Source organism: Chelatococcus asaccharovorans (assembly GCF_003201475.1).
Classification (GTDB): Bacteria; Pseudomonadota; Alphaproteobacteria; order Rhizobiales; family Beijerinckiaceae; genus Chelatococcus; species Chelatococcus asaccharovorans.
The window spans coordinates 74,943-92,721 of record NZ_QJJK01000004.1 but is presented as its reverse complement, the minus strand read 5'-3'; the positions used below and the strand labels follow the sequence as shown (position 1 = coordinate 92,721).

The following is a 17,779-nucleotide window of genomic DNA, read 5'->3' as shown; positions in this document are numbered from 1 at the left end:
CTTCTGCCACCGGCCTGATCTGGTCTAGTCGAGAACCGTTTCCGAGAAACCGTCAATGTCCCTGAGCCCGACCCGTCGCGACTGGCGGCTTATGCTGAACGATGTCGTGCATGGTATCACCGCCTGGCACGTTTGGGTGCTGCTCGGCTTCAGCGACATTCGCCAACGCTACAAGCGATCCAAATTCGGACAATTCTGGATCACGCTGAGCATGGGCATTTTTGTCGCAGGCATCGGTATCGTCTACGCCTTCCTGTTCAATCAGCCCATCCGCGAATATCTGCCCTTCCTGGCGGTCAACATGGTGGTGTGGACGCTGATCGCGGGCATCGTCAACGACGCAACCCTCACCTTCGTGCAGGCCTCCGTCTATCTGCGCCAGGAGGCGATGCCGAAGACGGTCTTCGTTTTCCGTCTTCTCGTGCGCAATCTGATCGCCTTCGCGCATAATCTCATCATCATTCCCATCGTCTGGATATGCTTTCTGGTGGTTCCGAGCCCGGCCATGCTGCTCGCGATCCCCGGCCTCGCTCTGATGATGGTGGCCGCCTTCCTGTCCGCGATGATCATCGGCATCCTGTCGACACGCTTTCGCGACCTGCCGCAGATCATTCAGAACCTGCTGCAGATCGCCTTCTTCATGACACCGGTGATGTGGCGGGTGGACCAGATGGGCGCCGCCGCATGGTATATCGTCGGCTTCAATCCGTTCGCGGTCTTCCTGCGCATCGTGGCCGAGCCGCTGCACGGCCGCATCCCCGGCGTCGCAACCTATGCGAGCGCCCTCGTCGTCATCGCGGTGTTGACGCTCATCGCGGCACCGCTGTTCGCCCGGTTCCGGGCGCGCATTGTCTACTGGCTTTAAGTTATGAGATCGGACAGGGCCATGCCGTCGATCGACCTCGTCAATGCCTCGGTTGAATTCCCCATCTACAACGCGCGCGGACGCTCTTTGCGGTCGAGCCTCCTGAAACGCGTCGGCGGCCAGATCGAAAGCGAGAACGGCGACGTCGTGACCGTGAAGGCGCTGCGCAATATCAACCTGTCGCTCAAGGCCGGCGATCGCCTGGCCATCATCGGCCACAACGGCGCTGGCAAATCGACCTTGCTGCGCGTGTTTTCCGGCTCCTACGAGCCCTCGGAGGGCACCGTCGACATCGACGGGCGTGTCTCCTCCCTGCTCGACATCAGCATGGGCATGGACCCGGAACTCACCGGCGCCGAAAATATCATCCTGCGTGGCGTCATCGTGGGCATGTCGATCGCGGAAGCCAGATCGCGCATCGGCGAGATCGCCGATTTTTCCGAACTCGGCGGCTATATCGACCTGCCGATGCGAACCTATTCGAACGGCATGGCGCTCAGGCTGGCCTTTGCCATCTCCACGGCCGTCCAGCCGGACATCCTGCTCCTGGACGAGCTCATCAGCGTCGGTGACGCGGGCTTTGCCGACAAGGCCTTGCAGCGCACCGAGAACATGATGAACAACGCCAGCATTCTGGTGCTCGCGTCCCATGACAGCAGCGTCCTCCGGCAATACTGCAATCGTGCCATCATGCTGCGCGAAGGCCGGGTCATTGCCGAGGGGGGCGTCGACGAGATCCTGGACGTCTACGCCTCGTCGCGCGCCGCCCCGGCGGACTGATCCGGCTCTCTCCAGCGCCGCGGCAGGGGGGTGCCTGGGCCTGTCCGACAATGGGACGAAACGCGGTCTCGAACACGTGATGGCGGAGCGCGAACAAATGCCGGATAATGCTTTGATCGCGCCCTTCGGCGTTACATGAGCAAATGTTAACTTGATCGGCACGCGAGTTGCTTAGAGGATCCAGAGCACTCCGCAGCGGATGAGACGAGAATGCGAAAGTCGGTATGGGCAGTTGTGGGTCTTATTGCTCTGGCCTCTGCCGGCGCTTTCGTGCTCGAGCGCGGTGGAACGGACCTGTCCGCCGAAGTCAAGCGGCTGCGGGAGGCGGTATTCGGCGAGGCGCGCGCGCGCGACCAAAGTGCTGCGCCTGCCCCGGTTCGTCAGGCAGCCGCCATGCCGGTTGAAGCGGTGCGACCGCGGCGTGGGGAAGCGACATCCGACATTCTCGCGGTCGGCGGCTTGCAATCCGATGAATCGGTCATCGTTTCGTCGGAAATCGCCGGGCGCGTTGCCGAGATTTTGTTCAAGGAAGGCCAGCAGGTCGAGGCGGGTGCCCTGCTTGCCAAGCTTGACGGCTCGCTCACCCAGGCCGAACTCGATGACGCCCGGGCACGCCTCGACCTTGCGGAATCCAATTATAAGCGGACCAATGTGCTGGCAAAAGGCGGCAATGCCACCCAGCGCGCCAATGACGAGGCCTTTGCCGGCTTGGCCACAGCCCGGGCGACCCTGTCGCTTATCCAGGCGCGCTTCGACAAGCTGTCGATCCTGGCGCCCTTCCCGGGCGTGCTCGGCATCCGCAAGATATCCGTCGGCGCCTATCTCAGTCCCGGCGCTGCCATCGTCAATCTGGAGAAGATCGACGCCCTGAAAGTCGACTTTAAGGTGCCGGAGGTCTACCTCTCACGCGTTTCCGTTGGTCAGACGGTGGAAATCACCGTCGACGCGCTTCCCGGGCGCGTCTTTACCGGCACCATCTACGCCATCGACCCGATGGTCGACGTGAATGGCCGGGCACTCACGATCCGCGCCCGCCTGCCGAACCCGGATCTCACCCTGCGCCCCGGCTTGTTCGCGCGCATCACCGTGAAGGGCCCGAGCGTGCAGAATGTCTCGCTCGTCCCGGAAGAGGCCGTCGTGCCGCGCGGCAAGGACGCCCTCATCTACCAGATCGTCGATGGCAAGGCCGTGGAGACGAAGGTGCGTCTCGGCAGCCGCAAGGCCGGCGAGGTCGAGGTGCTCGAGGGATTGATCACCGATGCATTGGTGGTGACATCCGGGCAGGCGCGGTTGCGCGATGGCGTCCGCGTTGATGTCGTCGCCAACGCGCTGCGGCAGAGCTGACGCTTCACACCGCGCTGCCGCGGACGTCCACCGTTCATCCCCTGTAAGTCCAGGCTACGCCCGACGCGTTCCAGACCAATCCGAGAGGCACGGCTGATATGGGTTTTTCCGAGCTCTGCATCCGCCGGCCGGTCTTCGCCACGGTGCTCAGCCTGATCATTGTGCTGATCGGCGCGGTCTCCTACCAGCGCCTGACGGTGCGCGAATACCCCAACATCGATGAGCCCGTGGTCTCCGTGGCCACCACCTACCCCGGCGCCTCGGCCACCATCATGGAAAGCCAGGTGACGCAGGTTCTCGAAGGCTCGATCGCCGGCATCGCCGGCATTGATGTGCTGGAATCGTCCAGTCGCTCGGAATCAAGCCGCATCACCGTCAGGTTCCGCCTTGGCGTCGATGCCGACGTGGCCGCGAGCGACGTGCGTGACCGCGTCAGCCGCGTGCGCCGGCGCCTGCCGGATGAAATCGACGAGCCCGTCATCGCCAAGGTCGAGGCCGACGCCCAGCCGATCATCTTCATCTCGTTCATGGCCACCACCATGAACGCCCTGGAGTTGACCGACTACATCGACCGCTATGTCACCAACCGCCTGAAGAATCTCACCGGCGTCGCCGACGTTTCGATTTTCGGGGAGCGCCGTTATGCGATGCGGATCTGGGTCGATCGCGAACGCCTGGCCGCTTACAACCTCACCGTCCAGGACATCGAGGCGGCGCTGCGCGCCCAGAATGTCGAGTTGCCATCCGGCCGCATCGAGAGCCGCGACCGCGAATTCACCGTGCTGTCGCGCACCGGCCTGACGAATGCGGAGCAGTTCGAGAATATCGTCGTCAAATTGTCCGGCAACTATCAGGTCAAGATGAAGGACATAGCCCGCGTCGAGCTCGGCGCGGCGGACCAGCGGCGCGATGGCCGCTACAACGGCCAGACGAGTGTCACCGTCGGCATCGTCAAGCAGGCCGTTGCCAACCCGCTCGACGTGTCGGAGGCGCTCAGGGCGGTCATGCCCGATATCAGCGCCTCGCTGCCTGATGGCGTCACCGCCGAGATCGCCAACGACAACGCGGTCTTCATCGACCGTTCGATCCAGAGCGTCTTTCACACCATTCTCGAGGCCATCGTCCTCGTCGTCCTTGTCATCCTGTTCTTCCTGCGCTCGCTGCGCGCCTCGCTTATCCCCATCGTGACGATCCCGATCTCGCTGATCGCCACCTTCACGCTGATGTATGCGCTTGGATTCAGCGTCAACACCCTGACGCTGCTGGCCATGGTGCTGGCGATCGGCCTCGTGGTGGATGACGCCATCGTCGTGCTCGAGAACATTCATCGCCATGTCGAACATGGCATGAAGCCGAAGGCGGCGGCCATCAAGGGCATCAAGGAGATCGGCTTCGCCGTCGTCGCCATGACGCTCACGCTGGTCGCAGTCTATGCGCCGGTGGCCTTCTCACCGGGCCGCACAGGCCGCCTGTTCCTGGAATTCGCGCTGACGCTCGCCGGCGCGGTTCTGGTCTCCGGCTTCGTCGCGCTGACGCTCACGCCGATGATGTGCTCGAAGATCCTGAAGCACGAGCCCAACCCCGGCTTTATTTTCCGGGTGCTCGAGCGCGGCTTCAATGCCTTCGAGCACGGCTATCGCCGCCTCCTCGTCGGTTCGCTCAAGGTGCGTGCGCTCATCATTCTCCTGGCAATCGGCGTCGCCGGCATGAGCGGCTATTATTTCACGCATCTCAGGGCTGAACTTGCGCCTGTCGAGGATCGCGGCGTGATCATGATTCGCGGCAGCGGCCCGGAGGGCGCAACCCTCGCCTATATGAGCCGCTATTCCCGCCAGATCGAGGACTCGCTCCGCGAAATTCCGGAGATGCAGTCGGTCCTGGTCATTCTGGGCTTCCCCGAGATCACGGATTTCATGATCGTCGGCCGCCTGAAGGATTGGGATGTCCGCCAGCGCAGCCAGCAAGAGATCGCGGCGTCGATGCGCGGCAAGCTCGCGCGCATTCCAGGCGTCATGGCCTATGCCAACAACCCGGCCTCGCTCGGCCAGCGCGGCTCGTCGCGCCCTATCGAATTCATCCTGCAGACGTCCGGCACCTACGAGGAGTTGCAGGGTTATGTCGACACCTTCCTCAAGCGGGTCGGTGACTACCCCGGCTTCGTCAATCTCGATTCAGACCTCAAGCTGAACAAGCCTGAGTTCCGCATCGAGCTCGACCGCGCGAAGGTGGCGGACCTCGGCCTTGAGGTCTCGGTTATCGGCCGGACGCTGGAGACGCTCCTGGGGGGCCGCCAGGTCACCCGCTTCGAGGTCGAGGGCGAGCAATACGACGTCTATGTGCAGATGGCGGCGGAAGACCGCGCCTCGCCCTCGACGCTCTCCACCATTTTCCTGCGCGCACCCAACGGCCAGATGGTGCAGCTCTCGAATATCGTCAAAGTCACCGAATCCGTCGCCCCCAAGGAGCTCCGACGCTTCAACCAGCTGCGCTCCGCGACCATCTCGGCCAATCTCGCGCCAGGCTACGCCCTGGGCGATGGCCTTGCCTATCTCGACAAGGCCGCACAGGAGGTCCTCCCGGCAACGGTCCAGACGGATTACGGCGGGCAGAGCCGCGAGTTTCATGCGTCCAGCCAGAGCCTCGCTGTGGTCTTCGTGCTGGCGCTCGGCTTTATTTATCTCGTTCTCGCGGCGCAGTTCGAGAGCTTCCGCGACCCCGTCATCATCCTCCTGACGGTGCCGTTGTCGATGACCGGCGCCCTCGCCGCGCTCTACTATGCCGGTGGGACGCTCAATGTGTATTCGCAGATCGGCCTCGTCACCCTTGTCGGTCTCATCACGAAACACGGCATTCTCATTGTCGAATTCGCCAACCAGCAGCAGGAGGCCGGCAAGGACCGGCTGACCGCCGTCGTCGAGGCAGCGACGATGCGCCTGCGGCCCATCCTGATGACGACGGGCGCCATGGTGCTCGGCGCCATGCCGCTGGCCTTTGCAGAGGGTGCCGGCGCCGAGAGCCGCCAGCAGATCGGCCTTGTCATCGTCGGCGGCCTTACCCTCGGCACACTGCTCACGCTGTTCGTGGTGCCCACCGTCTACAGCCTCGTGGGGCGGATCCACAAGCCGCATGAGGAGCATGACGAGGCCCATGCCCATGGCCATCATCCCGAAGGCAAGGGGAACCACGCGCCCGGACATCTGACGCCTGCGGAGTAGTTCACGATTTCCGCAGGCCATGCGGCGAACGGAGCCCGGCCAGCGAATCCGCGCGGGGCTTCCGCGCCCGAGATTTCTGCGAGAAGCCCCCGGGTTGACCATTGCCATCGCCCAAGCGGCGAATTATGGTCCGCCCGCTTGCAACACCGGTGTCGCCTATGGTGACAGAGCGTGCAACACGTTGGGGCGTCGCCAAGTGGTAAGGCAGCGGATTTTGATTCCGCCATGCGGAGGTTCGAATCCTCCCGCCCCAGCCAGGCATTCTTCTCCTTCAATGCTCCCCGCTCCCGAGAAGCGCCGGCCCAGAAACCCGGCCTGAGAACGCCAGTCTGAGAACGCTTGGCTTTAGAGCTGGTCCGTCTGTTGCGAACTTGGCAACGCTCAAAAATTGACGTGCATATTCAGCGGGTTAGGCGATATCAGACAATTCCATCCAAGCCGGATTTGCTCTGGAGCATTTTCGCGTTTCTCCGAATCGCGAAAATGCTCCATGTTTTTGTTTTAGCGCATTTTCTTCACGCGAACCGGTGTCCACTTCGCTCGAAAATGCTCTCGCCGCCGCGCTCGCATGCTCGGCCCCGTGTGTCGTTCGCAAGCCTGGGCCGGACGATCTCAGGGGCAGCCCCTGTCATGCGGGTAGGGTATCGAGAAAGCCAGTGACCTCCGCGATCCGTCCCGCATCGTCCAGCCGGACGATGTCGGTTCCACCGGCCACGGGCCTCCCCTCACCGCTCACGAGCGACCAGGAGAAGCGCACATGGCGATTGTGGCTGTCGGGCGTTCCCCGCAATGCAAAGCAGTGACCAGGAAATTGTGCGCGCGCGCTTTCTATCATCGCGGCGATCCCGTCAGCGCCCGTGCCGGACATCACCGGATCCACATAGCGCGCATCCGCGGCCCAGCGCGCCGCGATGAGCGTCCGCCGAAGCCCGGCATCACCTTCGTTCCAGGTGGCAAGATAGATGTCTGCGATGTCTCGGCTGTCGATCATGTCGGTCACTCCTGTGGTGGCGATGACCACCTTGCCAGGACGGGGAGACCACTGCGATTACCTCGGAGGTAATCGTCCAGCGGGCGAACACTCCGTTATAGTGTCCCCATGGATACGACAGCCGAGAGTGTGGGCGATCTGTTGCGTGAATGGCGCAAACGACGCCGCTTTAGCCAGCTCGATCTCGCGAGTGAGGCAGCCCTGTCCACCCGCCATCTGAGCTTCGTGGAAAGCGGGCGGGCTTCGGCGAGCCGGGATATGTTGCTGCGCCTGGCCGAGCAGCTTGCGATGCCGCTGCGGATCCGCAATCGTCTGCTCCTCGCGGGCGGTTTTGCCCCGGAACATCCAGAGCGCGCGCTTGCTGCACCCGACATGACAGCGGCTCGTGAGGCCGTGGAGGCGGTCCTTGCAGCCCATATGCCGTTCCCGGCCCTGGCCGTCGACCGCCACTGGAACCTCGTCCTCGCCAATGCAGCGCTGACACCGCTGCTGGCGGACGTGGCGGCCGAACTGCTGACGCCTCCCGTGAATGTGCTGCGGCTGAGCCTCCATCCCCGGGGGCTGGCGCCGCGCATCGAGAACCTGGCCGAATGGCGCCACCACCTGCTCAATCGCCTCGCCAGGCAAAGCGACGTGACAGGGGACCCCGTGCTGGCCGGGCTGCTGGCGGAGCTCTCGGCCCTGCCGTTCCGCGCCAGCAGAACGCGCCCGGCTGCCGCGAACGCCGTCGCGGTGCCGCTTAACCTCAAGCAGGACGGCGGCGTCTGCCTGTCATTGCTCTCCACGACCACCGTCTTCGGCTCCGCCATGGACGTAACGCTGGCGGAGCTCACCCTTGAATGCTTCTACCCGGCCAATGCCGCCACGCGCGCAGCGCTGCTGACCCCGTTTTCCTTCCCCGACGCTGTGGGAGATTCATCATGAGCGTGACCTACGTCATCGAATTCGACGTCAAGCCGGCCGAGCGCGACCGGTTCCTCGCCCTTCTCAACGACGTTCTGGACGCCATGCGTGCCGAAACCAACTTCAGGAACGCTGTGCTGCATCGCGATCCGGCGAACGACGCCCATTTCATGCTCTACGAGACCTGGGCGAACCACCAGGACGTCATCGACATCGAGCTTAAGCGCCCCTATCGCGCCGCCTGGCATGCAGCCTTGCCGGATCTGCTGCAGGAGCCGCGACGGATCAGCATGTGGGAGGCGATCCGGAGTACGACGCCCGCAGCGGCGGTCCCGCCGGGTCCCTGACCTTGCGTAGGCCTTATGCCGCCGGGACAGAAGCGCTTACGGCATAGAGCGGCAGTCAAATCGGGCTTTGTTTCCGTCGCTCCGGATCCGCCGTATCGTGCCCTGCCGGCCTGCACGCCTCACCGCCGCGCGAGCCAAAGGGCGCCTCGCCCCGGAGGGCCGCCACCCCGGGATCACGCCCCGCGCCGGCCCGGCGGCATCTTGCCAGGCTGTCCGTGTCTGCCCGGCAGGGCCTGTCCGGCCATCGACGGCGCCTACGCCAGCACGAAATCCGTGATGGTGGCGGCGCCGAGGCCGGTGAGGACGAAGTCTGTGGTGACGGAGAAGGTCAAATCGCCGTTGACGCTGACGCAGATGACGGGCTGGCCGTCGAGGGTGACGCGGGCGATCGGGCCGTCGGCGAAGACGCTGGCGACGGTCTGGGCGGAGGCCGGGCCGAGTTCGGCGATGGCGGTCGCGGTGAGATAAAGCGGCACAAGGCCGAGCTTGGCGCCGTTGTGGACGAAGCCGACCACGTTGCCGGTCGGGTTGGCGGCCGCCAGCATCTCGCTCGCCAGCTCATAGGTCATGAAGCTAGGGAGGCCGGTGATATTGTAGGTCTTGGCGCGGGCGAGGACCTGGGCATAGGTGCCGAGCGTGGTGTCGAGGGGCGCGGCCGCCACCCAGGCGTCGATCTGGGCCTTGGCTGCCGTCACCGAGGCTGACGTGGCATCGACACTGTTGAGGATCGACTGCTGCCAGGAGAAGGCGGGGGCGGCGCCGGCGGCCAGAAACTTCTCGGCGAAATAGACGCCGACCTCGGTGCGGTTGGCGAGCACGGCGCCGTCCGTTCCGCCGACGCCGAGCAGCGTCAGCAGCACCGGGGCGATGCCGCTGGCCTGGAGCTCATTGGCCCAATAGGTCTGGCCGGCCGCGTCAGGGATGCGGTCGTAGAGATGGACATAGAGCGAGGCGATGAAGATATGGGCGTTGGTCAGCGTCGGGCTGTCGATCCAGGGATTGAGGGCCTTGGCTTCCGCCGTGGCCGCCCAGGCATTGATGAAGGCCGTCTCGGTCATGCCGGGATAAAGCGAGACCCACCAGGCATAGCCGTTCGGCTCCGGCGCCCGCCCGAGGAAGGCATTGTACATCTGTGCGGTGAATTGTTGGGCGGGCATGGCGATGCTCTCCAGATCATCAATCACAACAGTCCAGCGTCCCGAAGTCTTCCAACGAAGTCGTCAATAACATCAACTGAGCTCTCATTTATCTTGGCAAGATATAATCTGTGATTTTCTATCAATTCATCAATATCAACATCACGTTTAATTATAGCTATAGATATTGCGATTAACGATAAATCTCTACGCAGAAGAACAATATCTTCAGCCGATTTGGAGTGATTGTAGAACTCATTCTTGGAAATCTCAAATGAATTCCATTTTTCAAAAAAAGGCACGCAGATTTTATTGTAAAACTCTCGCATATTTCCAATTATATAACTTGCGTCATCAATTTTAGTGAACGAGAAACGATTATCCCCCCAATCTCTATATACCGACGCCTTGCTTGTCCCAGTAGAAATGAGAGCCCTATTTTTCCACTGCCTTTCGTTGAAATTGCCTCCCAATATGGAAATATTACTGTAGATAATTTTCCAATTAATGGAGCATGACAGTTCGTATTTCCACTCGCGGAAATAATTCTTACGGGCAATGTGAATAAGAAAAACCGTCTCATTATCGATAGAGCGGACCGCATTCAGAGCGCCATTGCTTGCCCGACACTTGAATTGATCGAGAGTAAGAAAGTCTTCCGCCGCCCGGAAAACCTCTGCATCGACCGTCGTGGGGATAATCGCTTCTGTAGACATTTATCACTCTACTACTGAAATTCCGCCGAATTTTCGTCATCTGGATTGGTTTCGTCCTGAGCTGCCTCGAATGGATCTACTCCTCGCGCCTTACCAAGAACGTCTTCTCTGCTTAGCCTATTTTCTTGCACAGCTCCCACAGAACGCCCTCTTAAAGTCGGCGCATTTTTAGATGTCGGAGCGACCACTACGTCATACCCGGCCTTAAAGGCATCTCTAATTGCTTCCTGACCTTTGGACAATATGGCGTCTCCCGTTTTGACCTCGATCGCTGTGATCACATCATCCTTGACAGCAACAAAATCGAAAATCGCGAACGCATCCTTGCTTCGAAGTCCAACTTGCGCAAAGACCTCATAACCTCTCCCTTTGAGATCCTGCCCTACCAGCTGCTCTCCAGCTTTTCCGATAGCGCGGTTTTCATCAAACCTAGTCCTACTCTCGCTAAACAGTGCCCTGCCAAGTGCCCGGCTGAACATATGCACCGCGAGATCAACCTCCTTCTCGCGACCGGCAAGCCCCAAGGTGACCGCTCCGATAAGAGCCTCATAAGCTATAGCATTGTAGTTAATTTCGGTGCGTAATCCCAAGGCAATCTCAGCCTCTTGCACCGCGTACGAAGAGGCCGCCCCGATCAGCGCGCCCCGAGCCGGGGCCTGCCAGATATGCCCATTCGGATCGGATTTATTGATCGGATCATTGAAGGCATAGGCGTAGCGGTTGGTGCCGACGCCGGGGTCGGTGGGGAGATACCAATCCGGCGAGATGAAGCGCCCGAGGGCAGGATCGTAGAAGCGGGCGTTGAGATAGAGGAGGCCGGTCTCGCTGTCCTGGCGCTCGCCGATGAAGGCCTTGGCCTCCTTGAAGGTCGAGGTGGTGATCGGGATCTGGCCGTAGGGCCGGTAATAGCGGTGCAGCACCTCGGCGCCGGCGGCGTCGGTGATCGAGCGCACCGTGGCGAGGTGGTCGCGATGCAGGAAGGTCGCCGCCGTGCCGCGCTTGTTGATGTCGGGATAGGGGTATTTCTGCCAGACGCCGTCGGGGCCGCGCTCGATCTCCGGGCCGAGATAGAGCGTCGTCTGCGGCGTGCGGTTGGGCCCGGTATTGGCGACCTTCTTCAGGCGTGAGCCGTCCGGCCCATAAGTCATGGCCGTCGTGATGCCGGTGACCATGGTGACCGTCGCCGGGCGGTTGTCGCCGTCCCAGCTGTAGCTGCGGTTGGAGCCGGCCAAGAGGTTGCCGTTGGCGTCGTAGCTATAGGCGGAGGCCCCGACCTGGGTCGGCGTATGCGGGCGCGGCTGGCCCGGTGCCGGGTAGGTGTAGGTGCCGAGCTGCGAGTTCGACGTCATGTTGAAGGCGGCGTCGTAGGTGAAGTTTTGCGAGAGCAGCCCGGGGAAGTCGAGATGGGTCGCCGTCAGCAGCTGGTCGAGGTCGTCATAGCCATATTGCCAGCCGTCGGCCGGGGAGCCCGGCGAGGCGGTGACGCTATTGATGCGGCCGGTGGCGGCGCGGCTGTAATGGCCGCCGAGATAGACGCTGGGGCCCTTCGTGGTGGTGTAGCTGTTCAGCCAGCCGCGGGCGTCGTTATAGACGAAGCTGGTCGAGACCCCATTGGCATAGGTGATGGCGGTGGTCTGGCGGCGGGCGTTGTAGTCGATAGTGCTGACGAGACCCGGGATGGTCTTGAGCGAGCCGTAGATGTCATAGGTCCAGGGCTGGCCCGGGGTGCCGATCTGGTCGCCGTCCGGATAGGTCTTGCCCCGGACATAGCCGCCGATATCGAGCGTGGCTGTCAAGGCATAGGTGGTGCCGTCGACCTGCCAGCTCGTCTTCACCGGCCGGCCGTTGGCGTCATAGTCGTACTGGATGGTGCCGGCGGCGTCAGTGACCGTGGTGAGCTTGCCGCCATTGGCATAGCCCGGCCGGGTCTCGTCATAGGTCGAGGTGGTCGTCGTCGCCTGCGGCGTGGTGGCGAGCAGGGTCTTCGTCTTGACGCGCTTCAGGCCGTCATAGGTGTAGGTGGTGTGCTGGCCCTTGGCATCGGTGACCCAGGTGAGATTGCCGGCGAGGTCATAGGCATACCACCACTGGCCGAGGTTGGGATCGAGCGCCGACACCCGGTTCGACAGGGAGTTGTAGCCATAGACCCAGAGATTGCCGGGCTGGTCGGTGACGCGAAACAGCCGGTCGACCGCGTCATACTGCATCGACATGCGGTTACGGACGCCGGCATTGAAGCGATCGAGGAAGACCGTGTTGCCGTAAGGATCGTGGTGGGTGATGGTCGTGCGGCCGAGCTCATCGACCACCGTCGTCTGGTCGAAGGCATCGGGCGAGGCCTGGTAGCTCGTCGTGACCGTGCTGTTGTCCGGATTGGTGGTCAGCACCAGGCGATCGAGCGCGTCATAGGTCAAGTTCGTGGGATAGGCTGGCTGGCCTGAATAATGCGGCGCCTCCCGCTGGCGCACGAGGCCGCGCGGGTTGAAGGCGAGCCCTTCGACGATGAGGCCGTCCATGGTGGTGGCATAGGTGCGGCCCATGCCGTCGAAGAAGCGCGACGTCCAGACCTGCTGGCTGCCGGTGGCTGGCGGGGTCAGGGTGGTGACCGCCTGGGTCTGCGGATTGCCGATTTCGGTATAGGTGGTCAGCGTATAGTCGCCGCCGGGCTTGACCACCGAGGTCGGCCGGCAGAGCGCATCATAGCCATAGGTGGTGACGAGGCTGTCGATATCGGTGGTGGTCGCCGGCAGACCGCAGAGGGTGTCGTAGGTCGCCGTGGTTTCCTGCCGGGTATCAATGACCGGCGCGAAGTAGAGCGGGTTGCGCGTTTTGATGGGGAAGATGTGGTAGGTGCCGTCGTAGGTGTACTCAAAGCGGTTGCCGACCGGATCGACCTGGGCCGTCAGATTGCCCCATTGATCATAGGTCATCGCCGTGACGGCGAGCGTGTTGTCGGTGTTGCGCCACTGGTCGACCTGGGTCAGGTTGCCGGTCGAGGGATAGACCGTGTAGGGCTGGTTGTCCCAGAGATAGCGGGTGTCGAGGAGGGGCGTCGAGCTCGTGCCCTTCTACGTGGGTGTAGCCGCCGAAGACGTTCTTGTATTGAGAGAGGAGGTCGGGGATGCCGCCTTGCGAGAGATAGAGGCCGAGAAGGCTAGCGATATCGGCCTTGCCATCTCCGTTCACATCTCCCGGTGTACTCACAAGGCCTGCGATCGGCGCGGAGCTGATGGCGAAGCTCGTGCCGCGCGAGAGCAGCAAGCGTGCTTCCGTGGCAGCGGCGATGATAACATCACTTCGCCCGTCACCATCCAGATCGCCGATCGCAATACCGCCTTCAGTGCCAGGCGTATAAGCGACCCATTGTGGCGCCGCCCAGATCTGGCGATCGAGTGAACGCCCGGTCGAGAGCCCCACATTGACATCCCACTGGCCATCACCGCGGGCTGCAAAGAGCAGCACGTCAGCCTTGCCGTCGCCGTTGAAATCGCCGCTCTGAATGCCCTGCTGGAGGGTGAAGAAGGGCAAGCCTGAAAAGGTCTGGATCCCCTGGGAAATGAACCCCATCCCATTGGATAACCAAATCTCATACGACGTGTCGCCGACGGTCGGGCCCTGGCTGAAGACGATGGAATCGGCTTTGCCATCGCCGTTGAAGTCACTAATCCGCGAAAGCGGAGGCTGGGCAGGGACGCCTCCTATGCTGATAGGCGGCAGCGCGAGGTTCGGGTCCAGCACCAATGTGGTGCCGTTCCAGACAAAACGTCCGGATAGGCCTCCACCGCCCGCAGTTGTGCCAAATGCCGCCAGTTCATCGCGTCCGTCGCCATCGAAATCGGCTGCAGCTATCTCCCCACCCGTATAAACAGGTACAGATGAAAGTGGGTCGAGCAGGCTGGACGCGACCCAGCCCGAAGACGTCGAGCGATAGAAGGTTAAGCCGAAGCCTGTGATCTTTGGCGCGTTCGGATCGTTGGGGTTGGTGGGATAGTCTACCACCTGATAGCTGCGAACGAGGTCCGAGCGCCCATCGCCGTCGAAGTCGCCGACCGCCCATCGGTCGTTACCGACATCGACATAGCAGTTCAGGGCGGGATAGGAGAGGTTCAGCGCTTGCCCCGCATCGTAGCCACTCCCCGTCGATAGGTAAGTGTAGGCAGGATAAGGTATGCATTCAGGTGGGACCTGTGTGTTCCCTTCTGGAGCTGCGGCGAAAACATCGCTAAGGCCGTCGCCGTTGAAGTCGCCGATGTATTTGCCGCCTGCGATGCCGGGAACCAGAGTAAATGACACCCCCGTATTGGTGTAGCTGATCTCGATCGCCGGCAGCGCGGTGCCGCCGACCACCGCGCCGTTGTCGAACACGGCGTCCTTGCCGTATTGCTGCACCCGGATGAGGCGTGACAGGCCTGTCGCCGGGCTTACTTCGTAGTCGAGCCCGTAGGCGCGGATCGTCACGTTGTCGTTCGTGACGAAGACGCTGCGCAACTGGCGATCGGCCACGGCAATGACCGTTCCGGCCGCGAGCTGGGTCTTCTGCTGGTCGCCCTGGCTCTGCCAGAAATACTTGATCAGGGTGCCGTTGTATTCGGTCCGGATCGGATAGCAGACGACGAAGGAGGGGCATTCGTAGCCGAACACCACCTCGTTGTCCCGCCAGTCGACGATCCGCTGCAACATGTAGCGGTAATGCCCGGCCTCGGGCGACTCCGGCACGCCCTGAAACCAGAGCGACGACTGATAGATATAGCGGGTGCCGTCCCTGGCCTTGATGGTCCAGGAGTTCTCACCTTCGTTGAAGAGAATATGCTTGTAGCTCTCGACCCGGGTCGTAAAGTTGCCGCCATAGCTGCAACTCGGGCTGGACGGGGCCTGGGCGCAGGGCACAAGCTCGGCGCCATCGAGCAGCCAGGTGTCGTCGGTGTTGAAACGCGGTGCGCCATTGACGCGCGACACCCGCACAATGTCGGAGAGGCCGCCGAGGTCCCAGCCGACCCCGAGGAGGCCGGCCGTCATGCCGCCGGCGCGCAGGCCCTGGCTCGAATCATAGACGAGGCTGAGCTTCGGCTCGAGGCCGCGGAACCCCGGCACCTCCAGCGGAATGCGCTGGGTGAAGCTGCCGTTGAAGGGCGCTTCCGGGTCTTCCGGCGCTTTCTTGTCGAAGTCACCGATCGTGATGGCCGAGGGTGTCTGCTCAGCCAGGACCGTCGGGCCGCCTGCTTTCTCGGTCTCGGCCTTCTCCGCGTCCTTCTTGTCCGTATCAGCCTTGTCGGTGTTCGCCTTGTCCGTCTCGGCCTTGGCCGCATCCGGTTTGGCTTCGGATTTGGCCTCGGATTTGGCCTCCGCCTTGGCCCCCGACTTGGGCGTCGCCATGGCAGGCGGTTCGCTCTTCACCGGATCGGGGGTCACCCCACCGGCCCCCGAGGGAACCGGCGTCCCCGGCGCCCTCTGACCGGTGGCCATCTCCGCGGGCGATGGTGTTGGTGAGGGCTGTGCCGCTGTCGGTTGCGGGCTCTGAGAGGCTGGGCCTGGCAAAACCGGCGGCCCCAGGGGCCGCGGCGCCCGGATCTGCGGCCCCATCGGCGGCACACCGGGCGCCGCCTGGGACGGAGCCGGGCTGGAGGCTGGTGCCGTGGGCGCTGTCGCGGCGGGGGAGGGCCCTGCCGTCTGGGCCTGCACCGGCATCGTGCCGAGCGCGACGCTGACCGCCAGCCCGCTGATCGCCGCACGTCTGGCGATATCTTTGAGGGGGCTAAGCAACGTCCAGCAAAACGCGGACGCACGGGTGCCGTTGCCAGACAACATCTGCTTCTCCCCAAGCTTCGAATGCCCAGGCTCAAGCCTAAATGCTTCGCGACAATTGGCAATAAATTTGTTTTATCGACCGTTAACCGTAGAACGATCGGAAATTGCTCTGATTTTCCCGCTAACCTGGAATGCCTCGCATCAGGCAAGGGGATTAGACTTAAGTCTAAGATGGCCGTTTGCGGAGTGCTCCGGGCGATGGCGACTATCACAGCCGCCATCGCCTTTGACTCCGATGGCACGCAGGTGCTCAGCGGGCTTCCAGGCCCGGTCTGATTCAAACTATCTGCCGGTGGAGGGCGGCGGATGTGTCGAACGCCCGTTCGGTCGATCTGCGCATTCGGGTGCTTACCGCGGTTTCCTCTGATGCGCCCCACCGAGATGCCGCCGAACGTCTCGGCCGGAGTACTGCGGGCGTCAGCCGCTGGCGAAATCTACAAACGACGGCAGAGTGATGCGCGGCCCGATCCTCTTGGTGGAAATCGCGTTCGGAGCGTACTGTCGATATCTACAGTTGCGAGACCGCGCCCGGTTAGGTAATCATTATAGATCCGCAATGCGCCAGACAAGCAATGGTGAGGTCCCGAGCCGTAATTTGCACTGGGAGGCACCTTTGGTATCGCATAGGCAGAGCCTAACGTTCCAATATATAAAGAACTATGTAACGCATAATGTTCTCTCAGACAGGGCTCCGATCAATGTTCAGGCACTTGCCAACGCGATCGGAGTGAGTCACATACCTGTCCGAGAGGCCTTGTTCCGGGCATCGCATGAGGGATTGATTCGTCACCGTGCCGAGAAGGGCTTCTTTGCGAAGAGCCTCTCGCAGACCGATATCGTTCAGGCCTGCTCGATTAGCCGGGCGATCGCGGTCGTCGGGCTGGATGAGGTGTTCCTCCATGGGCATCAGGAGGCCATCGTCGCTGTAGGACTGTCCGCCGAACGCTGCCGCCGCGCGCTGTGCGAAAGTGCAAATGCCGATCACGCTTTCTGGTGGATAGAAGCCATCATTCGCCGCCTGGCCCGAACCTGTTATCCGCGTCAGCCGCGATGGCATCTGCTCAGGATATTCGATCAGACACTGGCGTTCCGGCGGGTGGTCTCGCACGAGTCACAAGCAGCCTTCGAGCTTGCGCCCATGCTGGCGCAACTGACCGAACAGATCGCGGCGAAACGCCTCGATCTCGCGGTCGGCAGCATCGATGCGATCATCGCGCATGAAATGAACCGCTTCACCGTCCATTATCAACGTTACGCAGAAGCCGTCATGCGAGCCCGCCGATTGCAGAATAGCTCGGCCGGCACCATGGAAGGCGTTCTATTGAATATAGCCCGGCCGGCATTGGTGAAGCGCGGCAATCGGAATCCTCAGCAGCATCATTGAAGGGCGGCATCGGCTCCGCAATGGAAGGACGATAAGCCAACGGCTTTACCGTTACGCCCGTTAGTTCGGGAAGCCTGTCGGCGTGACCGGTGCGTTGTGCGGCGAGGCTGGCGGTTGCATCCCCTGCGTCGCGGCGCATCATGGCATCGGTGAGAGCGAGCAGGCTTCGTGCATCTTCCTCGCAATAGACGCGGTTCTGCGCTTCGGCGAGCCGCAGGGTCCGATCGATGCAGCCGCAGACCGCGCTGATCATTTGGACGTCGTCTGTCCGATTTGCGATCCGCTCGGTAAAA

The 17,779-nt window shown here is 62.3% G+C and carries 12 protein-coding genes and 1 tRNA gene; 8 read left to right on the top strand and 5 right to left on the bottom strand.

Going from position 1 to position 17,779, the window contains the following annotated elements; genetic code table 11:
* Window positions 1-55: 55 nt before the first annotated feature.
* The 5 genes from C7450_RS10385 (at window position 56) to C7450_RS10365 (ending at window position 6,461) form a co-directional block, all read left to right on the top strand.
* Entirely contained in the window at window positions 56-865 is an 810-nt protein-coding gene (locus C7450_RS10385) for an ABC transporter permease (RefSeq protein ID WP_110374382.1), read from the top strand.
* A gap of 21 nt (window positions 866-886) precedes the next feature.
* Window positions 887-1,645, top strand: a complete 759-nt coding sequence (locus tag C7450_RS10380; RefSeq protein ID WP_110374381.1) for an ABC transporter ATP-binding protein — start codon at window positions 887-889, stop codon at window positions 1,643-1,645.
* Window positions 1,646-1,855: 210 nt separating this feature from the next.
* Window positions 1,856-2,989 carry an efflux RND transporter periplasmic adaptor subunit gene (locus tag C7450_RS10375; protein WP_110374380.1) on the top strand — a complete coding sequence of 378 codons (1,134 nt, stop codon included), beginning with the start codon at window positions 1,856-1,858 and terminating at the stop codon, window positions 2,987-2,989.
* A gap of 98 nt (window positions 2,990-3,087) precedes the next feature.
* A complete protein-coding gene (locus C7450_RS10370) occupies window positions 3,088-6,204 on the top strand; it encodes an efflux RND transporter permease subunit (RefSeq protein ID WP_110374379.1) in 3,117 nt (1,038 codons plus the stop codon).
* Between the two features lie 182 nt (window positions 6,205-6,386).
* A tRNA-Gln gene (locus C7450_RS10365) sits at window positions 6,387-6,461 on the top strand.
* Window positions 6,462-6,832: 371 nt separating this feature from the next.
* Here C7450_RS10365 and C7450_RS10355 read toward each other — a convergent pair.
* A complete protein-coding gene (locus C7450_RS10355) occupies window positions 6,833-7,195 on the bottom strand; it encodes a nuclear transport factor 2 family protein (protein ID WP_110374377.1) in 363 nt (120 codons plus the stop codon).
* 108 nt (window positions 7,196-7,303) lie between these two features.
* Here C7450_RS10355 and C7450_RS10350 point away from each other — a divergent pair, with 108 nt between their 5' ends.
* Together C7450_RS10350 and C7450_RS10345 are read left to right on the top strand one after the other, a co-directional pair.
* Window positions 7,304-8,119, top strand: a complete 816-nt coding sequence (locus tag C7450_RS10350; protein ID WP_110374376.1) for a helix-turn-helix domain-containing protein — start codon at window positions 7,304-7,306, stop codon at window positions 8,117-8,119.
* Window positions 8,116-8,445 (top strand): putative quinol monooxygenase, encoded by a 330-nt coding sequence (locus C7450_RS10345; RefSeq protein ID WP_110374375.1) that lies wholly within the window; start codon window positions 8,116-8,118, stop codon window positions 8,443-8,445. Before C7450_RS10350 ends, C7450_RS10345 begins: the two co-directional genes overlap by 4 nt.
* Before the next feature lie 254 nt (window positions 8,446-8,699).
* On the opposite strand, the gene C7450_RS10340 is transcribed toward C7450_RS10345, so the two are convergent.
* Genes C7450_RS10340 through C7450_RS10330 form a run of 4 tightly spaced genes read right to left on the bottom strand, consistent with a single transcriptional unit; the run spans window position 8,700 to window position 15,706 of the window.
* Window positions 8,700-9,602 carry a DUF4214 domain-containing protein gene (locus C7450_RS10340; protein WP_146227319.1) on the bottom strand — a complete coding sequence of 301 codons (903 nt, stop codon included), beginning with the start codon at window positions 9,600-9,602 and terminating at the stop codon, window positions 8,700-8,702.
* Window positions 9,603-9,625: 23 nt separating this feature from the next.
* The gene (locus C7450_RS33520) at window positions 9,626-10,297 is read right to left on the bottom strand and encodes a hypothetical protein (RefSeq protein WP_146227318.1); all 672 of its coding nucleotides are present in this window, start codon (window positions 10,295-10,297) and stop codon (window positions 9,626-9,628) included.
* Between the two features lie 11 nt (window positions 10,298-10,308).
* Entirely contained in the window at window positions 10,309-13,227 is a 2,919-nt protein-coding gene (locus tag C7450_RS10335) for an RHS repeat-associated core domain-containing protein (RefSeq protein WP_110374373.1), read from the bottom strand.
* Window positions 13,217-15,706 carry an FG-GAP-like repeat-containing protein gene (locus C7450_RS10330; protein WP_170147183.1) on the bottom strand — a complete coding sequence of 830 codons (2,490 nt, stop codon included), beginning with the start codon at window positions 15,704-15,706 and terminating at the stop codon, window positions 13,217-13,219. The genes C7450_RS10335 and C7450_RS10330 overlap by 11 nt, the downstream gene beginning before the upstream one ends.
* Window positions 15,707-16,556: 850 nt before the next feature.
* On the opposite strand from C7450_RS10330, the gene C7450_RS10325 reads away from it, so the two are divergent.
* Window positions 16,557-17,486 (top strand): GntR family transcriptional regulator, encoded by a 930-nt coding sequence (locus tag C7450_RS10325; protein ID WP_110374371.1) that lies wholly within the window; start codon window positions 16,557-16,559, stop codon window positions 17,484-17,486.
* Window positions 17,487-17,779: the final 293 nt, after the last annotated feature.